The sequence below is a fragment of the Massilia sp. BAP21 genome (assembly GCF_057801335.1).
The window spans coordinates 1,984,662-1,998,084 of the sequence record NZ_CM173596.1; the positions used below are offsets into that span (position 1 = coordinate 1,984,662).

A 13,423-nucleotide genomic window follows, 5' to 3' on the forward strand; every position below is an offset into this window, starting at 1 on the left:
AAACCGGCTACAGCGCCTAACGAGACGAGATCATGAGCTTTCTGACCCTGGACCTGAATTTGCTGCGCGTTTTCGACGCAGTGATGACCGAGCAAAACCTGACGCGCGCCGCCGGCCATCTGGCGATGACCCAGCCTGCGGTATCGAACGCCATCAAGCGCCTGCGCGAGAGCCTGGGCGACGAATTGCTGATTCGCACCGCCTATGGCGTGAAGCCCACGCCGCGCGCCGAAGCCTTGTGGCCCTCGGTTCGCCAGGCGCTGGCGGCGCTGGAAGCGGCGGTGATGCCGGAAACCTTCGACGTCTCAAAAGCCCAGGCCACGTTCCGCATGGCGATGGCCGACGCCACCGCCGCCTATTGGCTGCCTTCGCTGATGCGTTCGATCGAAGCGGAAGCGCCGGGCGTGAACATCCGCATGGTGCCGCTGACCACGCGCGAACCGCGTCCGATGTTGCTCCGTGGCGACATCGACCTGGCGGTGGGTTTCTTCCCGGGCGTGGCGGCGCAGCTGTCCTACGAAACCGGTTCGCCGATCCGGCATGAACGTTTGTATTCGGGACAGTACGTGTGCGTAATGCGCAAGAAGCATCCGCTGGCCGAGGGCAAGCTCGACCTCGATGCGTATTGCAAGGCGAATCACCTGCTGGTGAGTTTCTCGGGCCGCGCCCATGGCCTGGTCGACGAAGCGCTGGCGCAGATCGGGCGCGAACGCCGCATCCTGCTGACCGTGAACCAGTTCTTTACCGCAGGGCGGGTGGTGGCGAATTCGGATTTGATTACTGTGCTGCCGAAGCACCTGATGGTCTCGACCGGCATGACCGATGCCCTGATCTGGCGCGAGCTGCCGTTCGCGCTGCCGGCCGTGCACCTCGACATGCTGTGGCATGAGCGCGATGGCCGCAGTCCGGCGCATCGCTGGCTGCGGAATAACCTGGAAACGACGGCGGCAGCGGCGACCAAGCCTTTGATGGAACGCCAGGCCGCCTAGGTTTTGTAGGGTGGGCACTTGTGCCCACGCGGTGCAGAGCATCCGGCTACGGAACGTGTGACAACATCTCGCGGCCTCGCAATTGTGTTTGCCGCGCAAAAAAGCGTATCGTTGAATTAAAAACGCCGCGTGTCCGCATCAAGACAACGCCACGTTACCTCATCCGTTTCGACAAAACGAAGCCAACACGACGCATCGTTCCGCGTGGGCACGAAGTGCCCACCGTACGGTTACAGCCAACGATTCAAGCAAACGCCAGCCAACATCACCGAATCGGCAACTTCGTCGTATTCTTGACCTCTTCCATCACCGCATACGTGTGCGTCTCGCGCACACCCTTCTGCAGCAGCGTCTTGCCCAGGAATTCGCGGTAAGCCGCCATGTCCTTCACGCGCGCCTTGACCAGGTAGTCGAAGCCGCCCGCCACCATGTGGCATTCCAGCACTTCCGGAATCAATTGCACGCTCTGCTTGAAGGCGTCGAACACCTCCGGCGTGGTGCGGTCCAGCACGACTTCGATGAAGACCAGCAGCGACACATCCAGCAGCTGCGGATTGAGCTGGGCCGTGTAGCCCGTGATGTAGCCCGACTCGTGCAGCTTGCGCACGCGCTCGAGGCAGGCGGCCGGCGACAGGTTGACGCGCGCGGCCAGCTCGACGTTGCTGATGCGTCCATCGTTCTGCAACTCGGCCAGTATTTTTTTCGAAATCTTGTCCAACATGGCGTCTCCGCTCTCACCGTAAATATTATTTGGCCGAATTCTCGCACCAAAAACTATCTATTGCTAGTGCCCGTTAAAAACAGAATTAATCCAGAAGAATTCCTTCTACAATCAAACGATTGAAGCACGGTACAAATCGCGCGTCGCTTGCTCCTGCAAGCGGCGCTTTTTTCTGTGCGCTTTCCCTTTTCCTGACCTTTCACAAGACCCGCCATGCAGATCGCCGCCACCCCGGCCACCACCTTCGTCCCATTCGATACCTTCCAGGCTGAAATCAAGCAGGAGCAAGCGCCATTGCGCGCCGCCATCACCGCCGCCTACCGCCGCGACGAGACCAAAGCCGTGCAGTGGCTGCTGGCCCAGGGTGCGCGTCCGAGCGCGGATGCGAAACCGCTGGCACACCGCCTGGTCTCGAACGTGCGCACGAAACGCACCCGCGCTTCCGGCGTCGACGCGCTGATGCATGAATTCTCGCTGTCATCGGAAGAGGGCGTCGCGCTGATGTGCCTGGCCGAAGCGCTGCTGCGTATTCCCGACAGCGCCACTGCCGACCGCCTGATCGCCGACAAGATCAGCAAGGGCGACTGGCGCAGCCACCTGGGCGAATCGCCGTCGCTGTTCGTGAACGCCGCCACCTGGGGCCTGCTGGTCACCGGCAAACTGGTGTCGAGCAACAGCGAACGCGGCCTGGGCTCGGCCCTGACGCGCCTGATCGCCAAGGGCGGCGAACCGCTGATCCGCAAGGGCGTCGACATGGCCATGCGCATGCTGGGCAACCAGTTCGTCACCGGCCAGACCATCGAGGAAGCGCTGAAGAACAGCCAGGCCAACGAAACCCGCGGCTACCAGTATTCCTACGACATGCTGGGCGAAGCGGCGCTGACCGAAAGCGATGCCCAGAATTACTATGCCTCCTACGTTGCGGCGATCCACGCGATCGGCAAGGCCTCGAATGGACGCGGCATCAAGAATGGCCCCGGCATCTCGATCAAACTGTCGGCCCTGCATCCGCGCTACAGCCGCGCCCAGCATGCGCGCGTGATGGGAGAGTTGCTGCCGCGCGTGCGCAACCTGGTGCTGCTGGCGAAAAGCTACAACATCGGCATCAACATCGATGCGGAAGAAGCAGACCGCCTGGAAATTTCCCTCGACATGCTGGAAGCGCTGGCATTCGACGCCGAGCTCGCCGGTTTCGAGGGCATCGGCCTGGTGGTGCAGGGCTACCAGAAGCGTTGCCCTTTCGTGATCGACTACGTGGTCGACCTGGCGCGCCGCAGCGGCCAGAAATTCATGGTGCGCCTGGTCAAAGGCGCCTACTGGGATGCCGAGATCAAGCGCGCCCAGGTGGACGGCATGCCGGGTTACCCGGTGTACACGCGCAAAGTCTACACAGACGTGTCCTACCTGACTTGCGCGCAAAAACTGCTGGGCGCAACCGACGTCATCTACGCCCAGTTCGCCACCCACAATGCGCACACCCTGTCCGTGATCTACACCTGGGCCAAGGAACGCGGTGTCGACAACTACGAATTCCAGTGCCTGCACGGCATGGGCGAAACCCTGTACGACCAGGTGGTCGGCAAGGACAATTTGAATAAGGCTTGCCGCATCTACGCCCCGGTCGGTTCGCACGAAACCCTGCTCGCCTACCTGGTGCGCCGCCTGCTGGAAAACGGCGCGAATTCCTCGTTCGTGAACCAGATCGTCGACGAAAAGATCCCGGTCGAGTCGCTGCTGAACGACCCGTTCGAGGTGGCGCGTGCCAGCGGCGGCTTGCCGCACACCGGCATTCCCCTGCCGCGCGCCATGTTCGGCGCCGAGCGCAAGAATTCGGCCGGCATCGATTTGACGAACGAAGACGCGCTGCGCGTGCTCGGCACAGAGTTGTCGCGCCAGCGTGAATATGCCGCCGCGCCATTGATCGCGGGCGAAGTGCAGGGTACGGATTCCTCCAACGTGGTGAATCCTGCGCAATCGGCCGATATCGTCGGCAAGGTTCTCGAGGCATCGAAAGCCGATGTCGATACTGCCCTGGCCGCGGCAACCGCCTTTGCCGGCGAATGGCAAGCCAGCGCCAACGGCGAGCGCGCCGCCGTCCTGGTGCGCGTGGCCGATCTGTTCGAGGAAAACATGGCCGAGCTGATGGCCCTGGCCGTGCGCGAAGCCGGCAAATCGCTGCCGAACGCGATTGCCGAGATCCGCGAAGCAGTCGACTTCCTGCGCTACTACGCCGCCCAGGCGAAAGACGCCACTGCAGCCCAGGCGCTCGGTCCGGTCACGTGCATCAGCCCATGGAACTTCCCATTGGCGATTTTCACTGGTCAAGTAGCTGCAGCCCTGGCTGCCGGCAACGTCGTGCTGGCCAAACCGGCCGAGCAGACCCCGCTGATCGCTTACCGTGCGGTGCAGATGTTCCACGAAGCCGGCATCCCGGCCGCGGCGCTGCAATTGCTGCCGGGCCGTGGCGAAGTGGTCGGCGCTGCCCTCACCGGCGACGCGCGCGTCAAAGGCGTGATCTTCACCGGCTCGACCGAAGTGGCGCAGCTCATCAACCGCACGCTGGCGAAACGCGGCGAAGTCGAAGGCGTCGACATTCCGCTGGTGGCGGAAACCGGTGGCCAGAACGCGCTGATCGTCGATTCGTCGGCGCTGCCCGAGCAGGTCGTGCAAGACGTGCTGAGCTCGGCATTCGACAGTGCCGGCCAGCGCTGCTCGGCCCTGCGCGTGCTGTTCCTGCAAGACGATATCGCCGACAAGACCATCCGCATGCTCAAGGGCGCGCTGGGTGAACTGCGCGTCGGCAGCCCGGACCGCCTGGCCACCGACATCGGCCCGGTGATCGATGCCGAAGCCCAGCGCAATTTGCTGGCCCACATCGAGCGCATGAAGGCCACCGCGAAAAACCACTTTGCCCTGGAACTCCCGGCCAGCGTGACCTCGCAGGGCACCTTCGTGCCGCCAACCGTGCTGGAAATCGGCTCGCTGGATGAGCTCAAGCACGAAGTCTTCGGCCCAGTGCTGCACATCGTGCGCTACCGCCGCGCCGACCTGGGCAAGGTGGTCGATTCGATCAACGCCACCGGTTACGGCCTGACCCTGGGCGTGCATTCGCGCATCGATGAAACCATCGACTTCATCACCACCCGCGCGCACGTGGGCAATATCTACGTGAACCGGAACATCGTCGGCGCCGTGGTCGGCGTGCAGCCTTTCGGCGGCGAAGGCAAATCCGGCACCGGCCCGAAAGCCGGCGGCCCGCTCTACCTGAAGCGCCTGCAGCGCGGCGCGGCGCCACTGCTGGAGCACAATCGCAAGGCTTACCCGGCGCTGGTGTCGCTGCTGGTCTGGGCGCGCACCCATGGCCACGCACACATTGTCCAGCTGGGCGAGCGCTACACCCGCACCCAGCTGAACGGCAGCGAACTGGTCTTGCCGGGCCCGACCGGCGAGCGCAACACCCTGGCCTTCTGCCCGCGCGGCGCCGTGCTGTGCGCGGCCGATACCTTGCCGGCGATGCTGAACCAATTGGCAGCGGCGCTGGCCACCGGCAACCGCGCCTATGTGCTGGCCGGCGCCGGTCTGGCCGTTCCGGACGATCTGCCGGCCGAAGTGAAAGACCGCATCCGTTTCGTCGGTGCGGCCGACGTGGCGCAATGCGATTTCCAGATCGCGCTGGTGGAAACCGGGCTGAAGGGTGCACTGCGCTCGCAACTGGCGGCGCGTCCGGATGCGATCGTCGGCATCGTCGATACCGATGGAAATGCACCAGTGGATCTGTGGCGCCTGGTGGCCGAGCGCGCGCTGTGCGTCAACACGACCGCGGCTGGCGGCAACGCAAGCCTGATGACGCTGGGGCTGTAATCATGTAGCAGTTTTATTCTTACAAACGGAGGAAGACATGCTGGTCGGCGTTCCAAAAGAGATAAAAAACCATGAGTACCGGGTCGGCTTGACCCCGCCTTCCGTGCACGAGCTGGTCGCACGGGGGCATCAGGTGATTGTTCAAACGAACGCCGGCAGCGAGATCGGTCTGCTTGATGATCAGTACCTGGCCGCCGGCGCCAGCATCGTGGAAACGGCGAAAGAGGTCTTTGCGCGCGCCGACATGATCGTCAAGGTCAAGGAGCCGCAGCCGCAGGAGTGCGCGATGCTGCGCGCAGGCCAGATCCTCTACACCTATCTGCACCTGGCGCCCGATCCCGAGCAGACCGCGGCGCTCATTCACTCCGGCGCCGTCTGCATTGCCTACGAAACCATCACCGGCCAAGGCGGCGGCTTGCCCTTGCTCGCGCCGATGAGCGAAGTGGCGGGGCGCATGGCGATCCAGGCCGGCGCGGCCCACCTGGAAAAGTCGAAAGGCGGCATGGGCCTGCTGCTGGGCGGCGTGCCGGGCGTGGCGCCAGGCCACGTGGTGATCATCGGCGCCGGCGTGGTCGGCACGAATGCGCTGCAGATGGCGGTAGGCACCGGCGCCCGCGTGACCGTGCTCGACAAGAACATCGACCGCCTGCGCCAGCTCGACCTGGTCTACGGCAACCGCATCTCCACCCTGTATTCGAATGCCCATGCGATCGAGGAAGCGGTGCTCTCGGCCGACCTGGTCATCGGTGGCGTGCTGGTACCGGGCGCGGCAGCGCCGAAACTGGTCACGCGCAACATGATCGCGCGCATGAAAAAGGGGTCGGTGGTGGTGGACGTGGCCATCGACCAGGGCGGCTGCTTCGAGACCTCGCACCCGACCACGCATGCCGATCCGACCTTCGTGGTCGACGGCGTCGTGCATTACTGCGTGGCGAACATGCCGGGCGCCGTGGCCCGTACCTCGACCTTTGCCCTGAACAACGCCACCATCGGCCACGCCGTGGCGCTGGCGGGCAAGGGCTGGCGCCAGGCATTGGCGGATGACGTTCACCTGCGCAATGGCCTGAACGTTTGCCAGGGCAAGGTCACCTACCAGGCCGTGGCCGAGGCCCTGAACTACGACTACACGCCAGCCGATTCCCTGCTCGACTGATTCGCCTTTACGACACCGTGCTTTCCGTCTCCAGGCAGAAGCGCCTGACGATGTGAAACGCATAACGCGCGGCCACTGATTTCACGAAACGCATGAAATCATGGGCCGCGTTTTCATTGGCGTTGTCGGAAATCGTCCGGATCACGCCAAACGGCAGGCCCAGCTCGTAGCAGACCTGGGCCACCGCCGCACCTTCCATTTCCACCGCCACCAGCCCGGGCAGGGCCGCATTCAAGGCATTGATGTGCTGCGCATCGTTAATGAACTGGTCGCCGCTGGCAATCAGGCCGCGGTGAATGCGCGGTCGCGTAAGCCCGAACACCGATTTTTCGCGCGGATCGATGGCGGTGTCGAAGTCGTTGTCCAGGAAACCATGCGCCGCATCGACCAGACGCGTGCCGAGCTGGTGATCGACAGGGAAGTGGGTCAGGCCGGTCAGCGGCACCTCGAAGCGCGGGAACAAGGGACTGGCATCCATGTCGTGCTGGACCAGCGATTCGGCCACCACGATGTCGCCAACCTGCACCGTTTTGTCGCCGGCGCCGGCAACGCCGGTAAACAGGATGTGCGTAACTCCGAACTTCTCCACAAGCGTGGTCGCTGTCATGGCAGCTGCAACCTTGCCTATACGCGATAAAACGCACACAGCGTCGATTTCCCAGAGTTGTCCGAGCCAGTACTCGCGTTGACCATGGATGAGCTTGTAGGGGCTCTGCATGGCCTCCACGAGCCCCTGCTGTTCTTCGTGCAAGGCGCTGATGATCCCTAGACGCATGTTTTTGCTTGTTTTGAGTTCAAAAAAGAGCCTGCAGACGAGCTGGAGGCCCTGGAAATGGCACTGATGCCCGCTGTTCGCGTTTTTTACTGTTTACAGTAGTAAACGTATATATAAAGCTGGTAGTGATAGTAAACGATGATGTTGTTGTGGATAAGAAGAGTTTTCTCCACAAGATCAGCAGTTTACGCCGGCGCTAACTGACTGGACAAGGATTGTATCCAGCCAGCATAGATATTGGAGAAAAAACGGCTTGTCGATCAAGACGTCGTTTTTGCACATCCGATCCTGTGCATATCCAGCGGCTTGTCCACAGCCGAACTGCCTTCAGGCCGCTTTTTGCTGGCAAAACAGGGGTTGAGCAGTGTCTCCGCTACCTGGCAGGGCGCATTCGGCGCAGCGCTGCAATGCCGGCAGCTTGCCCCTGGCGGATGCGATTCCAGCCTGGCCGCGATCGCGATCGGGTTTGGCATCTCCTTTCGTCCCGTTTCGACAGCGCGGACAAAACCAGGTCAAACAGGACCGGCAAGATTTCGGCAGGCTCCAACAAACGCGTGCTCAGCAGTCGTTTTTTCCGCAGTCGATAGCGAACGCGTCTTCGCGACTTTTTGCCAAACCTTTCTTCAGCAGCGTACGCGACAGCGTTTGCAGCACAGCAGGCGGTTTTTTTTGCTTTTCCCCCGCACTTGCGCACTTCATCTTCTTAATAAGTAGATAGATATAAAGTTGGTAGTAGTAGTAAACGCCCCCTCATCTGTGGATAAACCCGTTTTTCTCCACAGCGTCAACGGTTTACGTGCTTCCGGATGGGCTGGACAAACCTTGTTTCTGGCTTGCATGGTTTTTGTACAAATTCTGCGTGCATGTGAAAGTCGGCCGTTCTGCACATTCCTTCCTGTGGATATACATGGGCTTGTCCACAGTTGGCGGCGCCAGGTCGACCAGCATCGACTTGCCGAACCTGCTTGTTGGCGAGCAGAGCGCGTTTTACGGCCTGGGCCAGCATGCCGGAGGCGAGCAGGGCGTGATGTGCAGCTTTCTGCCAACAGTCGAGCTCGCAACGAAAAAATTTTTTTTCGAGCGCGCAGCGCGAAGCACCTTAGGTTTACAACCAAAATCTGTATACAAGGATAGTAGTAGTGTTAACAACTGCCCTTTTCTGTGGATAAGCCGGTTAACGGACGAGAAATCATCGGTTTACGCGCGGTATAAGCCGGTGATTTGCCCCTGTATGTTCCTGGTGGCAAATCTGGACAACAATCGCGGACGTGGAAAAAGCCGCGTTTTTTCACAATCCGTTCCTGTGGATATCAAGAAGCTTATCCACAGTGGCCCCTCTGGCGCAGCGTTTACGATCTGGTAAGCTAGGTGTTGTGAACTGAAACGCAAGCCGGCAAGGGCGTGCGCTGGCCGTTCGCGTCCGTTTTCGTGGCAGTGCTGGGTGGAGCATTGCCGGGAAAGCGCCTGGGCTGGCGCTTCAGGCCGGATGCACGTCGGCCGCCAGGATGTAGCCATTGCCCCAGACGGTCTTCAGCAGTTGCGGCCGGCGCGGATCGGTTTCGATTTTCTTGCGCAAGCGGCTGACCTGGCTGTCGATGCTGCGGTCGAACGCTTGCGGATCGGTGCCGGCGGTAAGTTCCAGCAAGCGTTCACGGCTGAGCACGGTATTCGGATGGGCCAGCAAGACCCGCAACAGCCGGAATTCCCCGCTGCTGAGCGCAACAGGCAAGTCCTCCAACCCGCGCAGCTGGCGTTGTTCGACGTCGAACAGCCAGTCGCCGAAACGGTAACTGCCGGAAGGCAGGGCAGGAGGCGCTTGCCGCTGGCGCGACATGCGGCGCAATACCGCGTGAATGCGCACGACCAGTTCGCAGGGATTGCAGGGTTTCACGATGTAGTCGTCGGCGCCGCTACCATAACCCGCGATCAATTGTACCGGGTCTTGTTGCCTTGCCAGCAGGATGACCGGCGTCCCCGATTTCATCCGCAGCGTGCGGACCAGGGCCAGCGTTTCCGCACCTGGCGACGGAAAATCCAGCACCGCGAGGTCGAAACATTGTTGCCGGCACAGGCGTCTGGCGTCAGCGATGTTGCATGCCTCGGTCACCGCCATGTCGTATAGCCGCAGTTGCTTACCCAGCTGTTCGCGCACTGCCTCGTTCGGATCCATCAACAGGATATGGCTCCTGTTTTCCATCACATCCCCCCTACTTCAGCTGCTCCCGGCGGCACTGCCACAATTTGACAAACTTTTCGTGAAGTAAATGTTTATGATAATGATTATCATTTACAAGTTTCGGGTTTGACAAGGCACGCCCGCCTGTGTCGGCCGTTCCATCATGTTTTGTGCTGAAAAGTTCACATCGGCCGCCTTGCCGATGCCAGCGCCAACGGGTGAGCGCCGCATTACGGCAGCGTCTGCCTGCATCGCAGGATATGCCGGCGCCTGGCGCACAAGACAAGAGCGAATACGTTTCCAGATTGCGGTTCGTACGGCACACGGTGCCCGCTGCGGCGCCTGCACCCCGGTCTGACGGCAGGTAGCGGATCGCCGCTGCCCGGCAGCGCCAAAGAATATTCCAAAGTAAATAGAGAGAGAGCAAAAGTGAAAAGCAATAAAGTCATGCCGTCCGCCCTGCGTGTGATGTCCCTTGCCGTCTGCGGCACCCTGGTCTTCGGCGCCGCCCATGCCGCCGCCGCTGTCGCTGGCGATGCGGCCATCAGCACCAGCGCCGGCACCGAAGAAGGCCGGATGGCCACCGTCGTCGTCACCGCCGCTGGTTTCGAGCAGCAGATCGCCGACGCGCCGGCCAGCATCAGCGTGATCACCCGTGCCGAACTCGACAAGCGCCCCTTCCGCGACCTGACCGACGCCCTGCGCGACCTGGAAGGCGTGAGCATCACCGGCTCGACCAACGAAAAAGACATCCTCATGCGCGGCCTGCCGGGTTCGTACACCCTGATCCTGGTCGACGGCAAGCGCCAGAGCACGCGTGACGCGCGCACCAATGGCAATTCGGGCTTCGAGCAAAGTTTCATTCCGCCTCTGGAAGCGATCGAGCGCATCGAAGTCGTGCGCGGCCCGATGTCCTCGCTCTACGGTTCGGATGCGATGGGCGGCGTGATCAACATCATCACGCGCAAGGTGGCGCAGGAGTGGGGCGGCTCGCTCGGCTTCGACACCACGTTGCAGGAACACAGCGAATCGGGCGATTCTTACCAGGCCCGGTTCTACCTGAGCGGCCCGATCAAGCTTGATACCGTCGGCCTGCAGATCTGGGGCAAGCAGTACAAGCGCGACGAAGACGCGATCCTGGCCGGCTTCACCGGCGCCAAGGACCGCGACCTGAACGCGCGCCTGGCATTCACGCCGAATACCGATCACACCGTCATGGTCGAAGGCGGCGTCACCGACGTGCGCCGTCATGCGTCCGGCGGCGAAACGCTGGCCGCAACCGCCGCCAACACCTACAACAAGCACAAGCGCAACCATTATTCGATTTCGCACGACGGCCGCTGGGGCATCGGCAAGTCGGAAATCTCGCTGCAGCATGAATCGGCGCAGCGCTGGGCCTATACGCAAAACAACGCCGGCGACTTCGTGGCGAATGTGCGCGCGCCGAAAATCGAGAACACTGTCTTCGATGCCAAGCTGAACATGCCGCTGGGTGCGCATTCGCTGGTGGTGGGCGCACAGTGGAACGAAGCGAAACTGACCGACCAGAACCCGGGCCGCCGCACCGGCGTCGACGAGCACTTCAACGTCAAGCAGCAGGCGCTGTTTGCCGAAGACGAATGGAAACTCACCGGCACCGTGTCGCTGACTGGCGGCCTGCGCCTGGACGACCACGAAATCTACGGCAAGGAATGGAGCCCGCGCGGCTACGTGGTCTGGCACGCAAACGACATGATGACCGTCAAGGGCGGCATCTCGAAAGGCTTCCGCGCACCAGACATCCGCACCATCGCGCCGGGCTACGCCTACACCACCGGCGGCGGCGGCTGCACCTACGGCCCGAACGGCACCTGCGGCGTGATCATCGGCGACCCTGACCTGAAGGCGGAAACCAGCACCAACTACGAACTCAGCGCCCACCTCGACAACAAGCGCGGCTGGACCGGCGGCGCCACCGTGTTCTATACCGACTTCAAGGACAAGGTCGCGAATGCCCTGATCTACGCCTCGCCCGGCGTGCCGGCGCGCTGGTCGGAAGACCCGAACTACCGCCTCTGGTACAGCTACAACATCGACAACGCAACGATTCGCGGCGTAGAACTGACGGCGCGCTACAAACCCTCGCGCGCGCTGAACGTCAGCGCCAACTACACCTACACCGATTCCGAGCAGAAGGGCGGCGACTACGCCGGCTACGCCCTGACCCGCACCCCGAAACACGCGGCGAACTTGCGCGCGGACTGGACGGTCAAACGTGGGCTGACGGTGTGGTCGGCAGCGAATTACCACGGCAAGGAAATCAACGCCGCGGCGCGCACCGGCACCAACGGCCAATTGCTGGCCAACGGGGTGCGCCAGTACGACGACTACACCCTGGTCGAGGCCGGCGTGTCCTACCGTGTGAACCGCAGCGTCACCCTGAATGCCGCCCTGTACAACATCGGCGACAAGCAGCTGGACGATTTGACCTACAACACCGTGGGCGATGGGCGCCGGGTGTGGATTGGCTTGAACAACAGCTTCTGATGCTTGAGCCCGCTATTGGATTTTCGTAGGGTGGGCACTTGTGCCCACGCGGTATAGCACGGTTGGAAGTCGAAACGCTTCCGCAAGTTGAAGTTTTCGCATTTCCGCCACCCGTTTTGCGATCTGGTAAGCTTTGCTTCATTGAATCGCTTAATTGCGTCGCTTTCCGGAAGGATGCCGTATGGAGTTCAGTTCGCTGTTCAGGCTGCCGATCATCCAGGGCCCGATGGCCGGCGGCGCCACCACGCCCGAACTGGTGGCCGCCGTCTCGAACGCCGGCGCCCTCGGCTCCTTCGCCGGCTCCCTGCTGTCCCCGGCCGCCCTGCGCACCGGGGTCGAGCGCATCCGCAGCCTCACCACCCAAGCTTTCCTCCTGAATTTCTTCGTCCAGCGCACTCCCACGCCGTCGAGCGAGGAAGTCGAACGCGGCGCCGAACTGCTGCGCCCCGTCTGGGAAAGCCTGGGCTGGAGCGCACTCCCGCAACCGAAGCAATGGTGCGAAGACTTCGACGCCCAGTTCGAAACCCTGCTCGACCTGCGCCCGGCCGCGGCCAGCTTCACCTTCGGCATCCTCGACGCCGTCCAGGTCGAGCGCCTGCACGCGGCCGGCATCCTGGCCATCGGCACTGTCACCACGGTCGATGAAGCGCTGGCCTGGCAAAGCATCGGCGCCGATGCCGTGATCGCCTCCGGCATCGAGGCCGGAGGCCACCGCGGCACCTTCATCGGCCGCCAGGAAGACGCCACATTGACCGCCCGCGAACTCTGGCCGGCAGTGGCGCAGGCGGTGGACATCCCCGTGATCGCCGCCGGCGGCATCATGGACGGCAACGATATCAAGGCGGCGCTGGCGCTGGGCGCCGCGGCGGTGCAGATGGGTACGGCCTTTCTCGTCACCATTGAATCCGGCATCCACCCCGCCTACAAGCAGCGCCTGATCGAGGCCGAAGGCCAGCCGACCCGCCTGACGCGCAGCTTTTCCGGCCGTTACGCGCGCGGCATCGAGAACCGCTTCATGCGCCAGATGGCGCCGGTGGAAGCGCAGGTGCCGCCTTACCCGGTGCAGAACGCCTTGACCGGCAGCATCCGCGCCGCCGCCGCAACGAGCAACGACACCGAGCTGATGTCGCTCTGGGCCGGCACCGGCGTGGCGCGCGCACGTCCCATGCCGGCTGAACAATTGATCGCATTATTGGCATCCGAACTGCAGTCCTGACAGGAG

Annotated in this window: 9 protein-coding genes; 6 read left to right on the forward strand and 3 right to left on the reverse strand. The window is 62.4% G+C overall.

All coding sequences use genetic code 11. The annotated features are described in order from the left end of the window. Positions 1-32 precede the first annotated feature (32 nt). Positions 33-989 carry a LysR family transcriptional regulator gene (locus ACWYRN_RS08720; protein WP_488692027.1) on the forward strand — a complete coding sequence of 319 codons (957 nt, stop codon included), beginning with the start codon at positions 33-35 and terminating at the stop codon, positions 987-989. Positions 990-1,254: 265 nt separating this feature from the next. Here the strand turns inward: ACWYRN_RS08720 and ACWYRN_RS08725 are convergent, their stop codons facing one another. Beyond that, positions 1,255-1,710, reverse strand: a complete 456-nt coding sequence (locus ACWYRN_RS08725; RefSeq protein ID WP_229436257.1) for an Lrp/AsnC ligand binding domain-containing protein — start codon at positions 1,708-1,710, stop codon at positions 1,255-1,257. Positions 1,711-1,923: 213 nt separating this feature from the next. On the opposite strand from ACWYRN_RS08725, the gene putA reads away from it, so the two are divergent. Next, the gene (gene putA, locus ACWYRN_RS08730) at positions 1,924-5,571 is read left to right on the forward strand and encodes a trifunctional transcriptional regulator/proline dehydrogenase/L-glutamate gamma-semialdehyde dehydrogenase (protein ID WP_488692028.1); all 3,648 of its coding nucleotides are present in this window, start codon (positions 1,924-1,926) and stop codon (positions 5,569-5,571) included. Positions 5,572-5,608: 37 nt separating this feature from the next. Next, on the forward strand, positions 5,609-6,724 hold the full coding sequence (gene ald, locus ACWYRN_RS08735; RefSeq protein WP_488692029.1) for an alanine dehydrogenase: 1,116 nt from the start codon (positions 5,609-5,611) through the stop codon (positions 6,722-6,724). A gap of 7 nt (positions 6,725-6,731) precedes the next feature. Here ald and ACWYRN_RS08740 read toward each other — a convergent pair whose 3' ends face one another. Next, positions 6,732-7,499: a 5'-methylthioadenosine/adenosylhomocysteine nucleosidase gene (locus ACWYRN_RS08740; RefSeq protein WP_488692030.1), complete on the reverse strand. Its 768-nt coding sequence runs from the start codon at positions 7,497-7,499 to the stop codon at positions 6,732-6,734. Positions 7,500-8,406: 907 nt separating this feature from the next. On the opposite strand from ACWYRN_RS08740, the gene ACWYRN_RS08745 reads away from it, so the two are divergent. After that, positions 8,407-8,862: a hypothetical protein gene (locus tag ACWYRN_RS08745; protein ID WP_488692031.1), complete on the forward strand. Its 456-nt coding sequence runs from the start codon at positions 8,407-8,409 to the stop codon at positions 8,860-8,862. Positions 8,863-8,976: 114 nt separating this feature from the next. Here ACWYRN_RS08745 and ACWYRN_RS08750 read toward each other — a convergent pair whose 3' ends face one another. Further along, positions 8,977-9,651 (reverse strand): winged helix-turn-helix domain-containing protein, encoded by a 675-nt coding sequence (locus ACWYRN_RS08750; RefSeq protein WP_488692032.1) that lies wholly within the window; start codon positions 9,649-9,651, stop codon positions 8,977-8,979. 471 nt (positions 9,652-10,122) lie between these two features. On the opposite strand from ACWYRN_RS08750, the gene ACWYRN_RS08755 reads away from it, so the two are divergent. Both ACWYRN_RS08755 and ACWYRN_RS08760 read left to right on the forward strand, forming a co-directional pair. Beyond that, the gene (locus ACWYRN_RS08755) at positions 10,123-12,201 is read left to right on the forward strand and encodes a TonB-dependent receptor domain-containing protein (RefSeq protein ID WP_488692033.1); all 2,079 of its coding nucleotides are present in this window, start codon (positions 10,123-10,125) and stop codon (positions 12,199-12,201) included. Between the two features lie 181 nt (positions 12,202-12,382). Beyond that, the gene (locus ACWYRN_RS08760) at positions 12,383-13,417 is read left to right on the forward strand and encodes an NAD(P)H-dependent flavin oxidoreductase (RefSeq protein ID WP_488692034.1); all 1,035 of its coding nucleotides are present in this window, start codon (positions 12,383-12,385) and stop codon (positions 13,415-13,417) included. The last annotated feature ends 6 nt before the right edge of the window (positions 13,418-13,423 follow it).

Bases quoted from the DNA above. Each gene is read 5' to 3' on its own strand.
- ald (WP_488692029.1), top strand. From the start codon at position 5,609: ATGCTGGTCGGCGTTCCAAAAGAGATAAAAAACCATGAGTACCGGGTC.
- ACWYRN_RS08755 (WP_488692033.1), top strand. From the start codon at position 10,123: ATGCCGTCCGCCCTGCGTGTGATGTCCCTTGCCGTCTGCGGCACCCTG.
- ACWYRN_RS08745 (WP_488692031.1), top strand. From the start codon at position 8,407: ATGGGCTTGTCCACAGTTGGCGGCGCCAGGTCGACCAGCATCGACTTG.
- putA (WP_488692028.1), top strand. From the start codon at position 1,924: ATGCAGATCGCCGCCACCCCGGCCACCACCTTCGTCCCATTCGATACC.
- ACWYRN_RS08725 (WP_229436257.1), bottom strand. From the start codon at position 1,710: ATGTTGGACAAGATTTCGAAAAAAATACTGGCCGAGTTGCAGAACGAT.
- ACWYRN_RS08760 (WP_488692034.1), top strand. From the start codon at position 12,383: ATGGAGTTCAGTTCGCTGTTCAGGCTGCCGATCATCCAGGGCCCGATG.
- ACWYRN_RS08740 (WP_488692030.1), bottom strand. From the start codon at position 7,499: ATGCGTCTAGGGATCATCAGCGCCTTGCACGAAGAACAGCAGGGGCTC.
- ACWYRN_RS08720 (WP_488692027.1), top strand. From the start codon at position 33: ATGAGCTTTCTGACCCTGGACCTGAATTTGCTGCGCGTTTTCGACGCA.